The organism is Pseudoduganella sp. UC29_71, assembly GCF_042693265.1.
GTDB lineage: Bacteria > Pseudomonadota > Gammaproteobacteria > Burkholderiales > Burkholderiaceae_D > Rugamonas.
Window position 1 is genome coordinate 6,439,933 of sequence record NZ_CP170549.1, and the last position, 16,650, is coordinate 6,456,582.

The following is a 16,650-nucleotide window of genomic DNA, read 5'->3' on the forward strand; positions in this document are numbered from 1 at the left end:
GCCCCCTTACTTCTGTGATGTACCCGCCCGGTAGCTTGAGTCGATCCGGAACAGCAGCACCTCACAACTACAGGATGGCACATTTGCGCCAAATGTAAAGCGTAATTTACAGTGGCTTGCTTAGGGATACCAACGTTAAATCTCCGCGCAGCGGCGTGCCGACGCTGGGATCGTCATATGGGAATGGTTTAATGGCACCGGTTCTCCGGTAGCCGCGCCGCTCGTACCAGGCGATCAGGCTGTCGCGCTGCTGAATGACGGATATTTTTACAGACGTGGCGCCGTGCTCGCGGGCATAAATTTCCGCTGCCGCCAAAATGGCTTTTCCCTTGCCGTTTTCCTGAATAGCCGGGTTAACGGCAAGCATCGATAAATACCACTCGCCCTTATCGGCCGGACTCAGCGATACGCAACCGAGTAATGCTTCCCGGTTATCCGTGGCCGCGAAAACAATGGTATTGCCGTTGTCTGCGATATCCTGCAAGGTTTCCAAGTCAACGCGCTGCCCGCTAATTAGTTCAGCTTCGCTGGTCCAGCCGGCGCCGCGATAAGCGTGATTCACGAGTTGGACAATGTCAGCCAATTGATTCGAGTTCGCTTTGATGAGTTGCATACGCATGTGTCCGGGTTTTTGCGGTGTACGGAAAGGCTATTCTGGCACAGATAAGATATCCGGGGCGGCAGCTGCTTCTTTGCTGGTGCGGTAATGCCTTGGGGGAGGCGGTCGCGCGGCGGGGGGGCAGGCGAGCGGAAGCACGCGGCGAAGCGGGCTGGATGGGTGCAACCGCGCGGTGCGTCAAGCCCGCGCCACATCGGGTACGGTGGAATGCGGGCTGCGTGCACGCGTCTGTGGATTGCTATGCCAGATGCTGGCTTATCCGTGCTAAGATTTGGTCCATGATTGCCCAAGCCCTCTTCACTCCCGCCCAGCAGAAGCTGCTGGGCCTGATGTTCGTGCGCGTTAATGACGGTTTCCACCTCAACGAAATCATGCGCCTGACGGGATTGGGCAGTGCTTCCGCGCAACGCGAATTGCGCCGCCTTCACGATTCCGGTTTGATCGTGTCGGAACGTATCGGCAATGTGCGCCGCTTCCGCCCGAATAAGGACAGCCTCGTCTATGCTGAGTTATCCAGCCTGGTGCGCAAGACTTTCGGCCTGGTCAGTGTGCTCAATTCCGCACTGTCTCCATTGGGCGACCAGCTCAATGTTGCTTTTGTTTATGGCGCCACCGCCAAGGAACAGGAAGCCAGCGAGGATAAAATCGAATTGCTGCTAATCGGCGATAACACCAGCTACGGCGAATTGCTATCCCGCCTGCCGGTGGCCGAACGTATCTTGCGCCGAAAGATTAATCCCAATCTTTATACGCTGCCGGATTTCCGGCGTCGCCTGCGCGAGCGCCAGCAATTCCTGGTGCATGTGTTGCAGGAACCCAAGGTTTTTGTATGGGGTGATGAAACCGATCTGAGTTACGCCAGCCGCGTCGAGGAGAGTTGAAATGGATAAGGCGAATGCAGCAGCACGCTTTCACAGTTTCAAGGAATTCTATCCCTTCTATTTGCACGAGCATTCCAATTCCACTTGCCGCCTGTTGCATTTCATTGGTTCCAGCCTGATCATTTTGATTATCATCGCCGCCGTTGTGCGCGGAACCTATGGCTTGCTGTGGTTTATTCCATTGGCCGGTTATGGCTTCGCCTGGGTCGGCCATTTCTTTTTCGAGCATAACCGGCCGGCCACGTTCAAATACCCGTTTTACAGCCTGCTCGGCGATTGGGTGATGTATCGCGACATGCTGATCGGCCGAGTCCGTTTCTGATCTTTTCCCATTGTGTGGCGGGCATGCCGCAGCGCCCCCGCGGCCGAATTTTTCTTCTTGACACTATATGGGCACTACCCGATGCTAGCTTCAGTGCATGCGCTGACATCTGATCGGGAGAGTAATGAAGGCCCTGTTTTACCCCGCCATCAATTTGATGGGCAGACTACGCTATGCGCATAAGTTCCTGCTGCTCGGCTTGCTCGCCCTGGGCGCCGTAGCCGTACTTCAGATCAGCCTGTACAACGCGCTCGACAGGGTCATCGAACCGTCACGCGAAGAGTTGCGTGGCCTGGAAGCGCTGGTGCGCCTGAACCGCGCCATCCAGCTGGTCCAGCACGACCGGGGCCTGGCCGCAGGTTTGCTCGGAGGTAATCGAGCCTTCGCGTCGCCCCAGCAGGCCAAGGCAGTCGAAGTGGACATGGCTTTCCAGCGCCTGGGCGAGGCCTTGCCGCCGAAAGTGCTGGCCGCCACCCGCTGGCGCGAAGTCAGCGCCGACTGGCGCGCGCTGCGCCAATTCGGCCTCGAGTGGCCGCAACAGACCAACACGCTGCGCCATGAGCAGCTGATCGCCAAGATGCTGCTCCTGGCGTCCGACGTGGCCGATTCCAGCGCGTTGACGCTGGACCCGGACATCGCCAGCTATTATCTGATGGATACTATCGTCAAGCTGCCGTTCTTCAGCGAGCGGCTGGGCCAGACGCGCGCGTTCGGCGCCGCCATCCTGGCCCGCAAGACGGTGACCGAGGCCGAGCGGCTGCAAATGGCCGGCCTGCTGGGCCACACCCGCATCGCACGGGACCTGCAAACGGCCAACCTGGAAAAAGTTATCAGCTACAACCCGTCGATGCGCGGCGTGCTGACCGGGCTGGACCAGAACGTCGAGGCAGGCATGCGCATCGCGCTCGGCATGGCGCAGGACGACGTCATCGGCGCGCGCTTCGGCACCAGCTCCGAGGAGTACGTGGCGCAGTTCACCAACCTGATCGACCAGATCTACGCGGGCGGCAGCGACGTGCTGGCGCCGGCGCTGCGCGCCCACGTGGAGCAGCGCATTGCCGCCGCGCGCATCAGCCTGGCCTGGACGGTGGTGCTCAGCGTGCTGGCCTGCGCCTTGTTCGCCTACCTGGCCGTGGGCACGTATCTGGCGCTCACCGGGCAGATCCGCAGCGTGCTCGACACGCTGCGCGCGCTGAGCGACGACAGCGCCGAGCGCGCGCAATTGGTGGAAGCCATCGCTGCGGGCGACCTGAGCCGCGAGGTGCCGGAGCCGCCGGCGCTGGCCATGGGGCAGCTGACGGCGCGGCGCGACGAGATCGGCGCGCTGGTCGGGGCCATTGCCGCCATGAGCGCGGCCCAGCAAAGCCTGGGACGCGGCTTCGCCCGCATGGCGCGCACGCTGCGCCTGCACCGCGACGAGGAGCGTGTGCAGGACTGGGCCAAGACCGGCATCAACGCCCTGAATATCGAATTGCGCGGCGAGCGCGACCTGGCGCAGCTGACGCAAGCCGTGGCCAGCTTCCTCACGCGCCACGTGGGCGGCGCGGTGGGCGCGCTGTACCTGTACGAGCCGGAGCGCGGGCGCTTTGAGCTGGCGGCCAGCCACGCCTACACGCCGGGCACGGCGCCGCGCAGCAGCTTTGCGCTGGGCGAAGGCTGGGCCGGCGACGCGGCGCGCGGCGGCGGCATCGCCGTGCTGGCGCCGGTGCCGCCCGCTTACCTGGATGTGGCGTCCGCATTGGGCCAGGCCGCCCCGGCCGCCGTGGCGGCGGTGCCGCTGATGCACAACGGCGGGCTGGTGGGCCTGGTGGAGATCGGCACCTTCGGCCGCTTCGAGGCGCCGGCGCTGGACTGGCTGCGCCAGGCGGCCGAGGCGGTGGCGGTGGCGATCGGCGTCGAGCATGCGCGGCGCCGCGTGGCAGCATTGCTGGAGCAGACCCAGGTGCAGACCGAGGAACTGCTGGTGCAGCAGGAGGAGCTGCAGCAGTCGAACGAGGAACTGGAGGAGCGCGCCCAGCTGCTGGAACAGCAGCGTGAGGTGATACGCCTGAAAAGCGCGGAGAGCGAACAGGCCAGCCGCGAATTGTGCCGCAAGGCGGACGAGCTGGAGCGCACCAGCGCCTACAAGTCCGAGTTCCTGGCCAATATGTCGCACGAGCTGCGCACGCCGCTGAACAGCATGCTGATCCTGTCCAGCCTGTTGCAGCAGAACAAGGAAGGCAAGCTCAGCGGCAAGCAGGTGGAGTACGCGTCCACCATTCACAGCGCGGGCAAGGACTTGCTCAGTCTGATCAACGATATCCTGGACTTGTCCAAGATCGAGGCCGGGCGCGTCGAACTGCAGCTGGAGGACGTGGCGCTGGCCGACGTGGCCGCGCAGATGCGCGCGCTGTTCCAGCCGCTGGCCGAGCACCAGGGGCTGGGCTTCAGCATCGACATCGGCCCCGGTACGCCGGCGCAGCTGCATACGGATGGACAGCGCCTGCAGCAGGTGCTGAACAACCTGCTGGCCAATGCTGTCAAGTTTACGCCCGAGGGCAGGGTGGGGCTGAGCGTGCGGCTCGCCGCGCGGGGCGAGCACGGCCTGGGCGGGGACGCGCTGGCCTTCGCCGTCAGCGACACCGGCGTGGGCGTGGGGGCCGGCCAGCAGGAGCGCATCTTCCACGCCTTCCAGCAGGCGGACGGTTCCACCAGCCGCAAGTTCGGCGGCACCGGCCTGGGCCTGTCGATTTCGCGCCACCTGGCGCGCTGCATGGGCGGCGAGATTTCGCTCAGCAGCGCCCCCGGCGCGGGCAGCATTTTCACCCTGTTCCTGCCGCTGTCCGCCGCGCCGCTCAGCGCGGAGGCGCACTACGGCCCCGCCGTCATGACGGGGGCGGACCAGCCGGGCGTGGCCAGCGCGCCGGCCCCCGTGGCGATGGACGACGACCGCGAGGCCGTGCAGCCCGAGTGCCGCTGCATCCTCATCGTGGAAGACGACCTGGCCTTCGCCCGCATCCTGCGCGACACGGTGCGCGGCCATGGCTTCCAGGCCATCGTCGCCTGCGACGGCGAGGATGGCCTGGCGCTGGCCGAGCGCTACCGCCCCAACGCCATCCTGCTGGACGTCATGCTGCCGCATATCGACGGCTGGGGTGTCATGCGCAGCATCAAGGACAATCCGGCCACGCGCCACATCCCGGTGCATTTCATCACCTGCCTGGAAGACCGCCAGAAAGCCATGGGCCTGGGCGCCATCGGCTTCATCACCAAGCCCGTCACCGCCGAGCAGCTGGACGCGGTGCTCGGCTCCATCGGCGCCGCCATCGCCCGTTCCGACAAGCGCCTGCTGGTGGTGGAGGACGACGAGTTCCAGGCCCTGAGCGTGGCCGAGTTGCTGCAGACCGATGGCCTGGGCATCGCCATCGCCCGCTCCGGCAATGAAGCGCTGGCCCTGCTGGCGAAAGAGCGCTACGACTGCATGGTGCTCGACCTCGGCCTGGCCGACATGACCGGCTTCGAACTGCTCGACCGCCTGCGCGACAGCGCCTGCGCGCCGCAGATGCCGGTCATCGTGCACTCGGGCCGCACGCTGAACGAGGCGGACGAAGCGCGCCTGCGCCGCTACACCGACAGCATTATCGTCAAGGGCGCCAAGAGTCCGGAGCGGCTGGTGGGCGAAGTGAGCCTGTTCCTGCACCTGGTGGAAAGCTCGCTGCCGCAGGACCAGCAGAAAATGATACGCCGCGCGCTGGACAAGGAAGCCATGTTCGAGCAGCGCAAGGTGCTGCTGGTGGACGACGATATCCGCAACATCTTCTCGCTGTCCTCGGTGCTGTCCGAGAAGGGCATGCATATCGTGGAGGCGGCCAACGGCGCCGAAGCGCTGGCGCGGCTGCAGGCGCACCCCGATATCGACATCGTGCTGATGGATATCATGATGCCGGAAATGGACGGCTTCGAAGCCATGCGCCGCATCCGCGCCGAAGCGCGCTGGGCGCGCCTGCCCATCATCGCGCTCACCGCCAAGGCCATGCTGGGCGACCAGAAGCAATGCCTGGACGCCGGCGCCAGCGACTACCTGGCCAAGCCGGTGGACCTGGACAAGCTGTTCTCGCTGATGCGCGTGTGGCTGTACCAGGCCGGGGAGGTGGCGTGAACGAGCACGATATCGTGGCGCTGGAAATCGGCCTGCTGGTGAGCGCCGTCAAGCAGGCCCACGGCTACGACTTCGGCGGCTACGCCACCGCCTCGCTCACGCGCCGCCTGACGGCGTGGCTGGTTAAGTCCGGCTTCGGCAGCTTCGGCGCCGCCACCTCGGCGCTGCTGCGCGACGCCCAGCTGTGCCGCGCACTGGTGGAGGACGTCACCGTCAACGTGTCGGACATGTTCCGCGACCCGGCCTTTTTCAAGGCCCTGCGCGAGGAAGTGCTGCCGCACCTGCGCACCTACCCGCACGCCAAGATCTGGGTGGCCGGCTGCGCCGGCGGCGAGGAAGTGCTGTCGCTGGCCATCGTGCTGCGCGAGGAAGGCATGGGCGAGCAGTGCCGCATCTACGCCACCGACCTGAACGAGTCCGTGCTCGAGCGCGCGCGCCAGGGCGTGTTCGAGCTGCGCGACATGCAGCGCTACACGAAGAATTACCAGCAGGCCGGCGGCAGCGCCGCCTTTTCAGACTACTATGTGGCGCGCTACGGCCGCGCGCTGTTCGATCCCGGCTTGCTGCGCAACGTGCTGTTCGCCGCGCACAACCTGGCCACCGATGCCGACTTCAGCGAAATGCAACTGATCCTGTGCCGTAACGTGATGATCTACTTCAAGCCTGCGCTCAAGGAGCGCCTGCTGTCCCTGTTCGACGGTTGCCTCACGCCGGGCGGCTTCCTCTGCCTGGGCACCAAGGAGACGCTGGACCAGCGGGGCATCGCGCCGCGCTACCGCGAAGTGGCTGCGCCCACCCGCATCTACCGCAAGCAGTACGCCAGCGGAGCGCCGGCATGAGCGGGCCGCACAAGCCGCGCTTCCGCGCCATCGTGCTGGGCGTGTCCATGGGCGGCGTGGAGGCGCTGCAGCGCGTACTGCCGGCCTTGCCGGCGGAGTTTCCGCTGCCGCTGCTGGTGGTCATCCACATTTCGCCCGGCTCCGGCGACAGCCTGGCGCGCCTGCTCGACAGCATGTCGGCACTGCGCGTGAAGGAGGCAGACGAGGGCGAGCTGCCGCAGCCCGGCGCCGTCTACCTGGCGCCCGCCGGATACCACCTGCTGGTGGAGCGCGACGGCCGGCTCGCGCTGTCAGCGGACGCGCCGGTGAGTTTCGCGCGGCCCTCGGTGGACGTGCTGTTCGAATCGGCCGCCGCCTGCTACGGCAGTGCGCTGGCCGGCGTGGTGTTGACCGGCGCCGGCGCGGACGGCGCCGACGGCCTGGCGCGCATCGCGCAACTGGGCGGCTATACCATCGTGCAGGACCCGGCCGACGCGCTGATGGACTTGATGCCGCGCGCCGCGCTGGCACGCCTGGCGGGCCAGGCGTCCGGCACGCCGAACGCCATCGCCACGCTGGCGCGCCTGCCGCTGCTGCTGCAGCGCCTGGCCGTCATGGAGGTGGCATGAACCGCCCGCATGCGCCCGCGGGCGCGCCGCTGGCCACCGTGCCCGTGCTGCTGGTGGACGACAACGGCGGCAACCTGCTGGCCTTGTCCGCGCTGCTGGAAGGCGTGGAAGGGCTGGAACTGGTGGCCGCCGGCAGCGGCGAGGAAGCCCTGCGCCAGCTGCTGCGGCGCGATTTCGGCCTGGTGCTGATGGACGCGCAGATGCCCGGCATGGACGGCTACGAGGCGGCCACGCTGATGCGCGCCAACCCCAAAACGCGGCACGTGCCGATCGTGTTCGTCACCGCGCTGCCGGGCGACGGCGATGCCGCCTCGCGCGGCTACCATAGCGGCGCGGTGGACTACCTGGTCAAGCCGATAGACACGGCGGCCTTGCACGCCAAGGTGAACCTGTTCGCCACGCTGTATCGCCAGCGCTTGGCCATCGCCGCATTCGAGCGCTACGTCAGCCAGGTGGAAAGCGTCGCGGCGGCGCGGCGCGCCGGCCCCGAGGGCCAGCAACTGCGGCTGCTGCTGGTGGACGACCAGCCGGCCAACCTGCTGGCGCTGGAAGGCCTGCTGGGGGACATGGCCGAGCAGGCCAAGGTGCAGCTGGTGCGCGCCGGCTCCGGCCCGGAAGCGCTGCGCGCGGTGCTGCGCGCCGACTACGCGGCGGTGCTGCTGGACGTGCAGATGCCCGGCATGGACGGCTTTGAAACGGCGGAACTGATGCGCGCCAATCCGCGCACTAGCACCATGCCCATCATCTTCGTCACGGCCGGCATGAAGGACCGCGCGGCGCAGTTCAAGGGCTACGAGCTGGGCGCGGTGGACTACCTGATCAAGCCGCTGGAGCCGCATGTGCTGGTGTCCAAGGTGCGCGTGTTCTGCGACCTGTACCGCCAGCGCCTGGCGCTGGAGCAGCAAGGCGCGCACCTGGAAGCGCTGGTGGCCGAGCGCACCGAGGCGCTGCGCCGCAGCGCCGACGAGCTGTCCGACTCGCGCGAGCGCTACCGCCGCCTGCTGGGCGCCGTCACGCACCAGCTGTTCTCGCTGCGCCGCGACGGCCCGCAGCTGCGCTCCTATGGCCACGGCTCCGGCTGCGAAGCGGTCACCGGCTATTCGCCGCAGGCCTTCCGGGACGCCCCCATGCTGTGGCTGACCATCGTCCCCGAGCCGGAGCGCGGCGTGGTGGCGGCGCGCGCCGCTGCGGCGCTGGAGAACGGCGCCATCAGCCAGTACGAACACCGCATCCGCTGCTGCGACGGCATGCCGCGCTGGGTGCGTTCCACCTTTGTGCGCGCCGGCACCGACGAGAATCCCGTGTGCGACGTGCTGATCGAAGACATCGACCAGCGCCGCCGCGTGGAGGAAGACCGCGCGCGCCTGGTGGACCAGCTGGCGCTGGCCACGCGCGCCGCGCGGCTCGGCATCTGGGACTGGAACCTGGCCACCAATGAGCTGGTGTGGGACGAGCGCATGTACCGCCTGTGCGGCGTGGCGCCCGGCCAGCTGGGCGACGCGCACCAGACCTGGCTGGCCACCACGCATCCGGAGGACCGCCCGCTGTGCGAGCGCGCCCGCCAGCGCGCGCTGTGCAGCGACCAGCCCTGCGACATCGAGTTCCGCGTCATCCATCCGGACGGCAGCATCCGCTACATGAAGTCGGACGGCCAGGTGCTGCGCAACGCGCAAGGCCAGGCCGTGCGCATGACCGGCATCCATTACGACATCACCGAGCGCAAGCAGGCCGAGGAAGAAATGCGGCGCCACCGCGACCACCTGTTGGAACTGGTGGACGAGCGCAACGCCAGCCTGCGCGCCATTGTCGACAACGCGGCCGACGGCATCATCACGGTCGACGAGCAGGGCATCATCCTCAGCTTCAACCGCGCCGCCGAGGAAATGTTCGGCTACAGCGAAGCGGAGATCCTGGGCCGCCCGGTGGGCAAGCTGATTCCGCAGGCCGGCAGGGCCGGGCGGCGCGAAGGCGAGACGGCCGGCATCTCGCGCAGCATGGACCTGGAAGGCCAGCGGCGCGACGGCAGCGCCTTCCCCATGCACGTGGCGATCAGCGAAGTGGACGTGGGCGGACGGCCGCGCATGATCGGCATCCTGCGCGACATCTCGCAGCAGAAGGCGGCCGAGGCCAGCCTGATCGCGGCGCGCAACGCGGCCGAAACGGCCAGCCAGGTGAAGTCCGAATTCTTGGCCAAGATGAGCCACGAGCTGCGCACGCCGCTCAATGCGGTGATCGGCTTCTCGCAGCTGATGTCGCGCTCCGGCACCTTGCTGCCGGACCAGCAGCGCAACCTGGACATCATCCACCGCTCCGGCCAGCACCTGCTCACGCTGATCAACGACGTGCTGGCCCTGTCCAAGATCGAAGCGGGCGGCACGCATCTGGAAGCGGCCGACACCGACCTGGTGCGCCTGCTGGAGGAAGTGTGCGAAATGCTGCGCATCCGCGCGCAGAACGCCGGGCTGGAACTGGACCTGGCCATGGACGCGCTGCCGGCGGCGGTGCAGGTGGACGCAGTCAAGCTGCGCCAGGTGCTGATCAACCTGCTCGGCAACGCCCTCAAGTTCACGCTGCAGGGGCGGGTGCTGCTGCAGGCCAGCGGACAGCTGCTGCAAGGGCAGGACGCGGGCCAGGCGCGTGTGAGCTTCATCATCAGCGACACCGGCATCGGCATGGCGCCGGGCGACCTGCAGCGCATCTTCGATCCCTTCGTGCAGGTGAGCGGGCCGGCCAGCGAAAGCGGCACCGGCCTGGGGCTGGCGATCTCGCGCCAGTACGTGGAGCTGCTGGGCGGCGTGCTGCAGGTGGAGTCCGAAGTCGGGCAAGGCTCCGTGTTCCGCTTCGCGCTCACGCTGCCGCTGGCGGACGCGCCGCGCGCCTTGCCGGCCGCGACCGGCGACGTGCTCGGCCTGGCGCTGCACGAACGCGGCAAGCGCGTGCTGGTGGCGGACGACGACCGCGAATCCCAGCTGCTGCTGGGCGAGCTGCTGGAACCGCTCGGTTTCGTGGTGGCGTTCGCGGGCAACGGCGTGGAAGCGCTGGCGCGCATGGCCAGCTTCGCGCCGCACCTGGTGCTGATGGACTGGCGCATGCCCGAGCTGGACGGGCTGGCGACGATACGGCGCATCCGCAGCCAGCCGGACTGCGACGAGGTGCGCATCATCATGTGCACCGCCAGCGCCTTCGACGAGCAGTGCGAAGTAGCGCTGCAAGCGGGCGCGGACGCCTTCCTGCGCAAGCCGCTCGACACGGCCGAGCTGTACGCGCACATCGAACGCCTGCTCGGCGTGCGCTTCCTGCGCGCGGCCTGCGCCGGCGACGGTGCGGGCGCGGCCGGTTGCGAGCCAGTGCGCAAAGACGAGTTGGCGGAATTGCCGGCCGAGGTAAGGAGAGCGCTGAAGGAAGGCGCGGTGGAGCTGGACCAGCAGCGCCTGGCCGGCGCGCTCGCCGCGATCGAGCGCGACCGCCCCGACCTCGCCCAGCGCCTGCGCCGCATGACGCAAGCCTTCCGCTACCGCGAACTGTTCGCCCTCCTGTCCGACGGCTGACTCCCCTCGGGGTCAGGTCCGGCATCGTGACTCCCCTCGGGGTCAGGTCCGGCATCGCGCCACGAGCCCAGCCGTTTCGACTCCCCCTCGGGGTCAGGTCCGGCATCGCGCCACGAGCCCAGCCGTTTCGGAGCGGCGACTGCCGAGGCCGTGTCGCGATGCCGGATCTGACCCCGGTGGGGATGGCGCGATGCCGGATCTGACCCCGTATGCGGTGGGGATGGCGCGATGCCGGATCTGACCCCGTATGGGGGGCCTACTTGGTTTCGGCGATCCAGCGGTCGACTTTGGCTTCGAGCAGGCTCAGGGGCACGGTGCCGTCGCCCAGCACGACCGCGTGGAAGGCCGGCAGGCTGAATTTGTCGCCCAGCGCCTGCTGCGCGCGCTGGCGCAGTTCGACGATCTTCAGGGAGCCGATCTTGTAGCCCAGCGCCTGCCCCGGCCACGCCATGTAGCGCTCGGTCTCGCTCTTGGCCACGGCGTCGTAGCCCAGCGTGTCGCGCATGTATTTGATGGTCTGCTCGCGGGTCCAGCCTTTGGCGTGCAGGCCGGTGTCCACCACCAGGCGCGTGGCGCGCAGCAGCTCGTCGTTCAGGTGGCCGAAGTATTGCGCCGGATCGTCGAACAGGCCCATTTCCTTGCCCAGCGTTTCGGCGTACAGCGCCCAGCCTTCGGTGAAGGCGTTGTTGCCGCCGTACTTGCGGAACAGCGGCTGGTCCAGTTCCTGCGTCAGCGCGATGTGGAAGTGGTGGCCCGGTTTGCCTTCGTGCAGGAACAGCGTGTTCATGCCGGTGCTGCCGTATTTGGCCGGGTCGTTCACCACGGACCAGAACACGCCCGGACGCGAGCCGTCGCCGGCCGGCGCGGTGTAGTGGTCGGCGGCGGTGGCGCGGCTCAGCTCAGGCTCGAGGCGCAGGTCCAGCTTGGCCTTGGGCACCAGCGTGAACATGGCGGGCAGCTTGGTGTCGAGCAGGTCGTTCAGCTTGCGGTACACGGCCTGCACTTCGTCCTCGGTCTTGAACGGGTAGAACTTGGGCTGCTCGGATACCCACACAGGCAGGCCGGCCGCCGGGCCGTTGTAGCCCAGCTTGGGACCCAGCACCGCGAACTGCTGCTGGATGCGCGCTACTTCCTTCAGGCCGATGGCGTGGATCTCTTCCGGCTTCATCGACGTGGTGGTGGACGAGGCTACCGCCGCCTGGTACCACTCTTTGCCCTGCGGCAGGGCGCTCCAGCCGGAGCTGGTGCGCGCCGCGGGCAGGTAGTCGGTTTCCATGAACGTGGCCAGGCGCTCCAGCGCCGGATTGAGCTTGGCGATGGCGTCCTGGTAGGCGGCGGTCAGGCGCTGCTTGTCGGCGTCGGAGAACGCGGCCGGCAGCTTGGTGATCGCGGTGTAGTAGATGCTCGCTTCCGGCGTGGCGCTCGGCAGCTTCTTGAACTGCGGCAGGGCGGACTCCACCAGCGCCTTCGGCAGCACCACGTGCTTGGCCATGCCGACGCGCATATTGGCGATGGCCTGGTCTATCCATGCCGGCAGCTGCGTCAGGCGGCTCAGGTAGGCTTCGTATTCCTTCACGGTGCCGATGGGCTGCGACGCTTCGCCGCCGGCGAAGTTGGCCAGCGTGACCGGTATGCTGTCCATCTGGTTCAGCGGCAGCAGGTGTTCGGGGAACTTCTCGAACGACAGCAGGGTCTTCAGTTCGAAGGCCAGCACGTCGTAGTTGATGCGGTCGCTGCGGCTCAGCTGCGCGCGCGCGATGGCTTTCAGGCGCTTCTGGTAGGCGTGGTACAGCGCGAACTGTTTGGCGCGCACGGCGGGGGCGATGCTCATGCCGAGCTGGTCGTCGAAGCGGTTGTCGCCGTTCTGGGTGGCGTTCACCGGCTCGTAGCGCGCCAGCGCGGTGTAGTAGTCGTCCGCCAGGGTGTTGAACTGCTGCCTGGCGGCGGGCGCGCTGACGGCAGGCGCCTGCTCGGCCGAGGCATTGGTGCGGGCGGCATGGGCGGGAGCGAATGCCATCGCGACGGTGGCGGCCATGGCGGCCAGGAGGATGCGGTGTTTCATATTGGTCCTGTTCATATCGATTATTTGGTCTCGGCGATCCACTGATCGACCTTGGCTTCCAGCAGACTGAGTGGCACGGTGCCGTCGCCCAGCACCACTTCGTGGAAGGCGGGCAGATTGAATTTCGGGCCGAGCGCCTTCTCGGCGCGCTCGCGCAGCGCGGTGATGCGTAGCTGGCCGATCTTGTAGCCCAGCGCCTGGCCGGGCCAGGCCATGTAGCGTTCCGTTTCGCTCTTGGCGCGGCCTTCGAAGCCCAGCGTGTCGCGCATGTAGGCGATGCCTTGCTCGCGCATCCAGCCCTTGGCGTGCAGGCCGGTGTCCACCACCAGGCGCGCGGCGCGGAACAGCGCGGCGTTCAGGTGGCCGAAGTATTGCGCGGGATCGTCGAACACGCCCATCTCGTTGCCCAGCGATTCGGCGTACAGCGCCCAGCCTTCGGTATAGGCGTTGTTGCCGCCGAATTTGCGGAAGTCCGGCATGGCCAGCTCCGGCATGCGCGCCAGGTGGAAGTGGTGGCCCGGCTTGCCTTCGTGCAGATACAGCGTGGTCATGCCGGTGGCGTTGTACTTGGCCGGGTCGTTCACCACGGACCAGAACACGCCGGGGCGGGTGCCGTCGGGCGACGGCGCGCTGTAGTGGTTGGCGGCCGTGGCGCGCGTGAGTTCGGGCTCCAGCTGCAGGTCCAGCTTCGCTTTCGGCAGCACCGAGAACATGGCCGGCAGCTTGGTGTCGAGCAGGGCGTTCAGCTTGTGGAACACGGCCTGCACTTCGGCGTCGGTCTTGAAGGGGAAGAACTGCGGCTGCTTCGACACCCACAGCGGCAGGCCCGCCGCCGGGCCAGTGTAGCCCAGCTTGGCGCCCACCGCTGCCATCTGCTGCTGGATGCGCGCCACTTCCCGCAGGCCGATGGCGTGGATCTCGTCCGGCTTGAGCGCGGTGGTGGTTTGCAGCGCCACGTAGGCCTGGTACCAGGCCGCGCCGTTGGGCAGCGCGCCGTAGCCGGCCGTGTCGCGGCAGGCCGGCAGGTAGTCGGTTTCGATGAAGGCGGCCAGGCGCGCCAGTGCCGGCAGCACTTTGGCGCCCACGGCGTCGCGGTAGGCGGCGGCCAGGCGCTGCTGGTCGGCCTCGGAAAAGCCGGAGGCCGGCAGCTTGCGCACTGGCGCGGCGTAGGCGCTGGTGTCGGCGGTGGCGGCGGCCAGCGATTTGAGCTGCGGCAGCAGGGACGCCATCAGCGCCTTCGGCTGCACCACGCCCGTGCGCATGCCTTCGCGCATGTTGACGATGGCCTGGTCTATCCAGCCCGGCAGCTGCTGCAGGCGGCTCAGGTAGGCCTCGTACTGCTTCACGGTGTTGATGGGTTGCGAGCTTTCGCCGCCGGCCAGGTTGGCCAGCATCACCGGCATGCTGCTCATCTGCTCCAGCGGCAGCAGGTGGTCGGGGAAGGGGGCCAGCGACAGCAGCGACTTCAGTTCGAAGTCCAGGATATCGTAGCTGATGCGGTCTTCGCGGCCCAGCTGCGTGCGCGGGATGGCGTGCAGCCGTTTCGCGTACTGCCGGTACAGCGCGAACTGCTGCGCGCGGCGCTGCGGCGAGATGGTAAGGCCGAGCTGGTCGTCGTAGCGGTTGTTGCCGTTCGCGGTGGCGGCCATGGGATCGAAGCGCGCCACGGCGTCGTAGTAGTCGTCGGCCAGGGCCCGCAGGCGTTGCGGGGCGGGCGCTGCCGCCCTGGCCGAGGGGGCTGCGGTGGCGGCGCCGGCGTTGTGGGCCAGCGGCGCCCCGGCCAGCAGCAGGGCGGTGGCCAGCGCTGCGGGCTTGATGCGGAGGTTCATGCGGCGTTTCCTTTGGGTGGGTGGAAAATCCCGCGCCTAGTTGGCCAGGCGCGATTCGTACAGGGCCGCCACCAGGTCGGACTGGGTGACGATGCCGGCAAAGCGCTGTTCCTCGTCCACCACGGGGATATGGTGGAAGCCGGCGTCCGCCATCAGCGGCACCAGGTCGATGATGGGCGTGGCCAGCGTGGCCACGGCCGGCTTCATGGTCATGATCTGGCCCACCACTTCGGCTTTCTCGGTGTGCGTCACGCCGGTGCGGCGCAGGAAGCGGCGCAGCTTCTGGGTCACGGTGTGATAGTCGTCCAGGCCGCTGTGGTCGAGGAAGTCGGTCTGCGTGACGATGCCGATCACGCGCCGCGCGCGGTTCAGCACCGGCAGCGCGGCCACTTTGCGCGCGCGCATGTCGCGCCACGCCGTTTCCAGCGCGGTGCCGAATTCCGCCGTCGCCACGTCCTTGGACATGATGTCGCCGCAGGAGATCACGCCGAAGCGGCGCTGGTAGGCGCGCATCTCGGTTTTCAGGAAGATCTCTTCCAGGTCGTCGCGGCTCACGTCCAGCACCTGGTTGTACTGCTTGAGCACCGCGTCCAGGTCTTCCGGCTTGAAGCCCAGGCGCAGCGTGGGCAGCGGGTCTTGGCTGGCGTGCGGGTTGGCGTGCGTGGGCTGCTGCAGGTGCGGATAGCGGCGGCCGGTGAGGTTGTTGTAGGCGATGGCCACGGCCACCATCAGCGAGGAGTTGATCAGCACCGTCACCAGCGGGAAGGAGAAGCCGGCCGCGTGGATGGCCGGGCCGCCCATCACCACCGTCAGCGCCACCGCGCCGCCGGGCGGATGCAGGCAGCGCAGCACGAACATGGCGCCGATGGCCAGCGCCACGGCCAGCGCGGCGACCGGCACCGAGTCGCCCATCCAGCGCACGCAGGCCGCGCCCACCAGGCCGCACACCACATTGCCGCCGATGACGGACCAGGGCTGGGCCAGCGGGCTGGCCGGCAGGCAGAACAGCAGCACGGCCGAGGCGCCCATGGGGCCGACCAGGAAGATGCTCGCCGGTTCGTGGGGCAGGAAGTAGCGGCACAGCAGGCCGGTGACAAGCAGGGCGAGGATGGCCCCGCTGCTGGCGCGCGCCCGTTCACGGAAGCTGGTGTGGCTTTGGGCGGGCAGCAGGGGGCGCAGCAATTCGAGGAAGCGGAATGTCATGTAGGGAGTCCGTGGGAGACGAGGTGCAGCGGCAGTTCGGTCGTGAATTTTATCTGTTCCATGGAGAAAGCGGACGATACCCCTGTCAGCTGCACGGCCTTGATGAGCTTCTTGTAAAAACGGTCATAGCCTTCGATGTCGGTGGTGACCACCTTGAGCAGGTAGTCGATGTCGCCGCTCATGCGGTGGAATTCCTGCACCTCCGGCAGCGCCTGCACGGCGGCGGCGAAGCGCGCCAGCCATTTTTCGTCGTGCTGGCTGGTGCGCACGCTGACGAACACGGTCACGCCCAGCCCGGCCTTGCGGCGGTTGACGATGGCCACGCGCTTGTCGATATAGCCCTCCTCTTCCAGCCGTTTCAGGCGCTTCCAGCACGGTGTGCTGGACAGGCCCACCTTCTGGGCCAGGTCGGCGATCGACAGCGTGCCGTCCAGCTGCAGGGCGCCCAGGATGGCGTAATCGTAACGGTCTAGCTGATTCATTCTATGAATGCGGAAAATATAGGATAAATATCCTATATTATGCGCCTTTGGAGTGTGATTTTGGAATATATGATTTCGCGCCAGTGCGTAAGCTGTTGAGTATCGGAAATCCTGCACAC

Annotated in this window: 11 protein-coding genes; 6 read left to right on the top strand and 5 right to left on the bottom strand. The window is 67.3% G+C overall.

Annotated features, from left to right (window positions below; all coding sequences use genetic code 11):
- Nucleotides 1–106: 106 nt before the first annotated feature.
- Nucleotides 107–613 (bottom strand): GNAT family N-acetyltransferase, encoded by a 507-nt coding sequence (locus tag ACFJI2_RS28815; RefSeq protein ID WP_377702909.1) that lies wholly within the window; start codon nucleotides 611–613, stop codon nucleotides 107–109.
- Nucleotides 614–897: 284 nt separating this feature from the next.
- Between ACFJI2_RS28815 and ACFJI2_RS28820 the strand changes: the two genes are divergently transcribed.
- The 6 genes from ACFJI2_RS28820 to ACFJI2_RS28845 all read left to right on the top strand — a co-directional run bounded on the left by ACFJI2_RS28820 (nucleotide 898) and on the right by ACFJI2_RS28845 (nucleotide 10,955).
- Entirely contained in the window at nucleotides 898–1,500 is a 603-nt protein-coding gene (locus tag ACFJI2_RS28820; RefSeq protein WP_107869906.1) for a transcriptional regulator, read from the top strand.
- A gap of 1 nt (nucleotide 1,501) precedes the next feature.
- Nucleotides 1,502–1,822, top strand: coding sequence for an Mpo1-like protein (locus ACFJI2_RS28825; RefSeq protein ID WP_377702910.1), 321 nt, complete (start codon nucleotides 1,502–1,504; stop codon nucleotides 1,820–1,822).
- A gap of 124 nt (nucleotides 1,823–1,946) precedes the next feature.
- On the top strand, nucleotides 1,947–5,960 hold the full coding sequence (locus tag ACFJI2_RS28830; RefSeq protein ID WP_377702911.1) for a response regulator: 4,014 nt from the start codon (nucleotides 1,947–1,949) through the stop codon (nucleotides 5,958–5,960).
- A complete protein-coding gene (locus ACFJI2_RS28835) occupies nucleotides 5,957–6,799 on the top strand; it encodes a CheR family methyltransferase (RefSeq protein ID WP_377702912.1) in 843 nt (280 codons plus the stop codon). The genes ACFJI2_RS28830 and ACFJI2_RS28835 overlap by 4 nt, the downstream gene beginning before the upstream one ends.
- Nucleotides 6,796–7,407, top strand: a complete 612-nt coding sequence (locus ACFJI2_RS28840; RefSeq protein WP_377702913.1) for a chemotaxis protein CheB — start codon at nucleotides 6,796–6,798, stop codon at nucleotides 7,405–7,407. Before ACFJI2_RS28835 ends, ACFJI2_RS28840 begins: the two co-directional genes overlap by 4 nt.
- A complete protein-coding gene (locus tag ACFJI2_RS28845; protein WP_377702914.1) occupies nucleotides 7,404–10,955 on the top strand; it encodes a response regulator in 3,552 nt (1,183 codons plus the stop codon). Before ACFJI2_RS28840 ends, ACFJI2_RS28845 begins: the two co-directional genes overlap by 4 nt.
- Before the next feature lie 256 nt (nucleotides 10,956–11,211).
- Here ACFJI2_RS28845 and ACFJI2_RS28850 read toward each other — a convergent pair whose 3' ends face one another.
- From ACFJI2_RS28850 to ACFJI2_RS28865, 4 genes are read right to left on the bottom strand one after another with little or no spacing between them, the layout of a single operon-like run.
- Nucleotides 11,212–13,017 (bottom strand): DUF885 domain-containing protein, encoded by a 1,806-nt coding sequence (locus ACFJI2_RS28850; RefSeq protein ID WP_377702915.1) that lies wholly within the window; start codon nucleotides 13,015–13,017, stop codon nucleotides 11,212–11,214.
- A 20-nt stretch (nucleotides 13,018–13,037) separates the two neighbouring features.
- Complete coding sequence (locus ACFJI2_RS28855) at nucleotides 13,038–14,846, bottom strand: DUF885 domain-containing protein (RefSeq protein ID WP_377702917.1); 1,809 nt, start codon at nucleotides 14,844–14,846, stop codon at nucleotides 13,038–13,040.
- A 36-nt stretch (nucleotides 14,847–14,882) separates the two neighbouring features.
- Nucleotides 14,883–16,049 carry an HPP family protein gene (locus ACFJI2_RS28860; protein WP_377702918.1) on the bottom strand — a complete coding sequence of 389 codons (1,167 nt, stop codon included), beginning with the start codon at nucleotides 16,047–16,049 and terminating at the stop codon, nucleotides 14,883–14,885.
- Entirely contained in the window at nucleotides 16,046–16,531 is a 486-nt protein-coding gene (locus ACFJI2_RS28865) for an Lrp/AsnC family transcriptional regulator (RefSeq protein WP_056392588.1), read from the bottom strand. Before ACFJI2_RS28865 ends, ACFJI2_RS28860 begins: the two co-directional genes overlap by 4 nt.
- Nucleotides 16,532–16,650 lie beyond the last annotated feature (119 nt).

Bases quoted from the DNA above. Each gene is read 5' to 3' on its own strand.
- ACFJI2_RS28855 (WP_377702917.1), bottom strand. From the start codon at position 14,846: ATGAACCTCCGCATCAAGCCCGCAGCGCTGGCCACCGCCCTGCTGCTG.
- ACFJI2_RS28820 (WP_107869906.1), top strand. From the start codon at position 898: ATGATTGCCCAAGCCCTCTTCACTCCCGCCCAGCAGAAGCTGCTGGGC.
- ACFJI2_RS28840 (WP_377702913.1), top strand. From the start codon at position 6,796: ATGAGCGGGCCGCACAAGCCGCGCTTCCGCGCCATCGTGCTGGGCGTG.
- ACFJI2_RS28860 (WP_377702918.1), bottom strand. From the start codon at position 16,049: ATGACATTCCGCTTCCTCGAATTGCTGCGCCCCCTGCTGCCCGCCCAA.
- ACFJI2_RS28825 (WP_377702910.1), top strand. From the start codon at position 1,502: ATGGATAAGGCGAATGCAGCAGCACGCTTTCACAGTTTCAAGGAATTC.
- ACFJI2_RS28845 (WP_377702914.1), top strand. From the start codon at position 7,404: ATGAACCGCCCGCATGCGCCCGCGGGCGCGCCGCTGGCCACCGTGCCC.
- ACFJI2_RS28830 (WP_377702911.1), top strand. From the start codon at position 1,947: ATGAAGGCCCTGTTTTACCCCGCCATCAATTTGATGGGCAGACTACGC.
- ACFJI2_RS28815 (WP_377702909.1), bottom strand. From the start codon at position 613: ATGCAACTCATCAAAGCGAACTCGAATCAATTGGCTGACATTGTCCAA.
- ACFJI2_RS28850 (WP_377702915.1), bottom strand. From the start codon at position 13,017: ATGAAACACCGCATCCTCCTGGCCGCCATGGCCGCCACCGTCGCGATG.
- ACFJI2_RS28865 (WP_056392588.1), bottom strand. From the start codon at position 16,531: ATGAATCAGCTAGACCGTTACGATTACGCCATCCTGGGCGCCCTGCAG.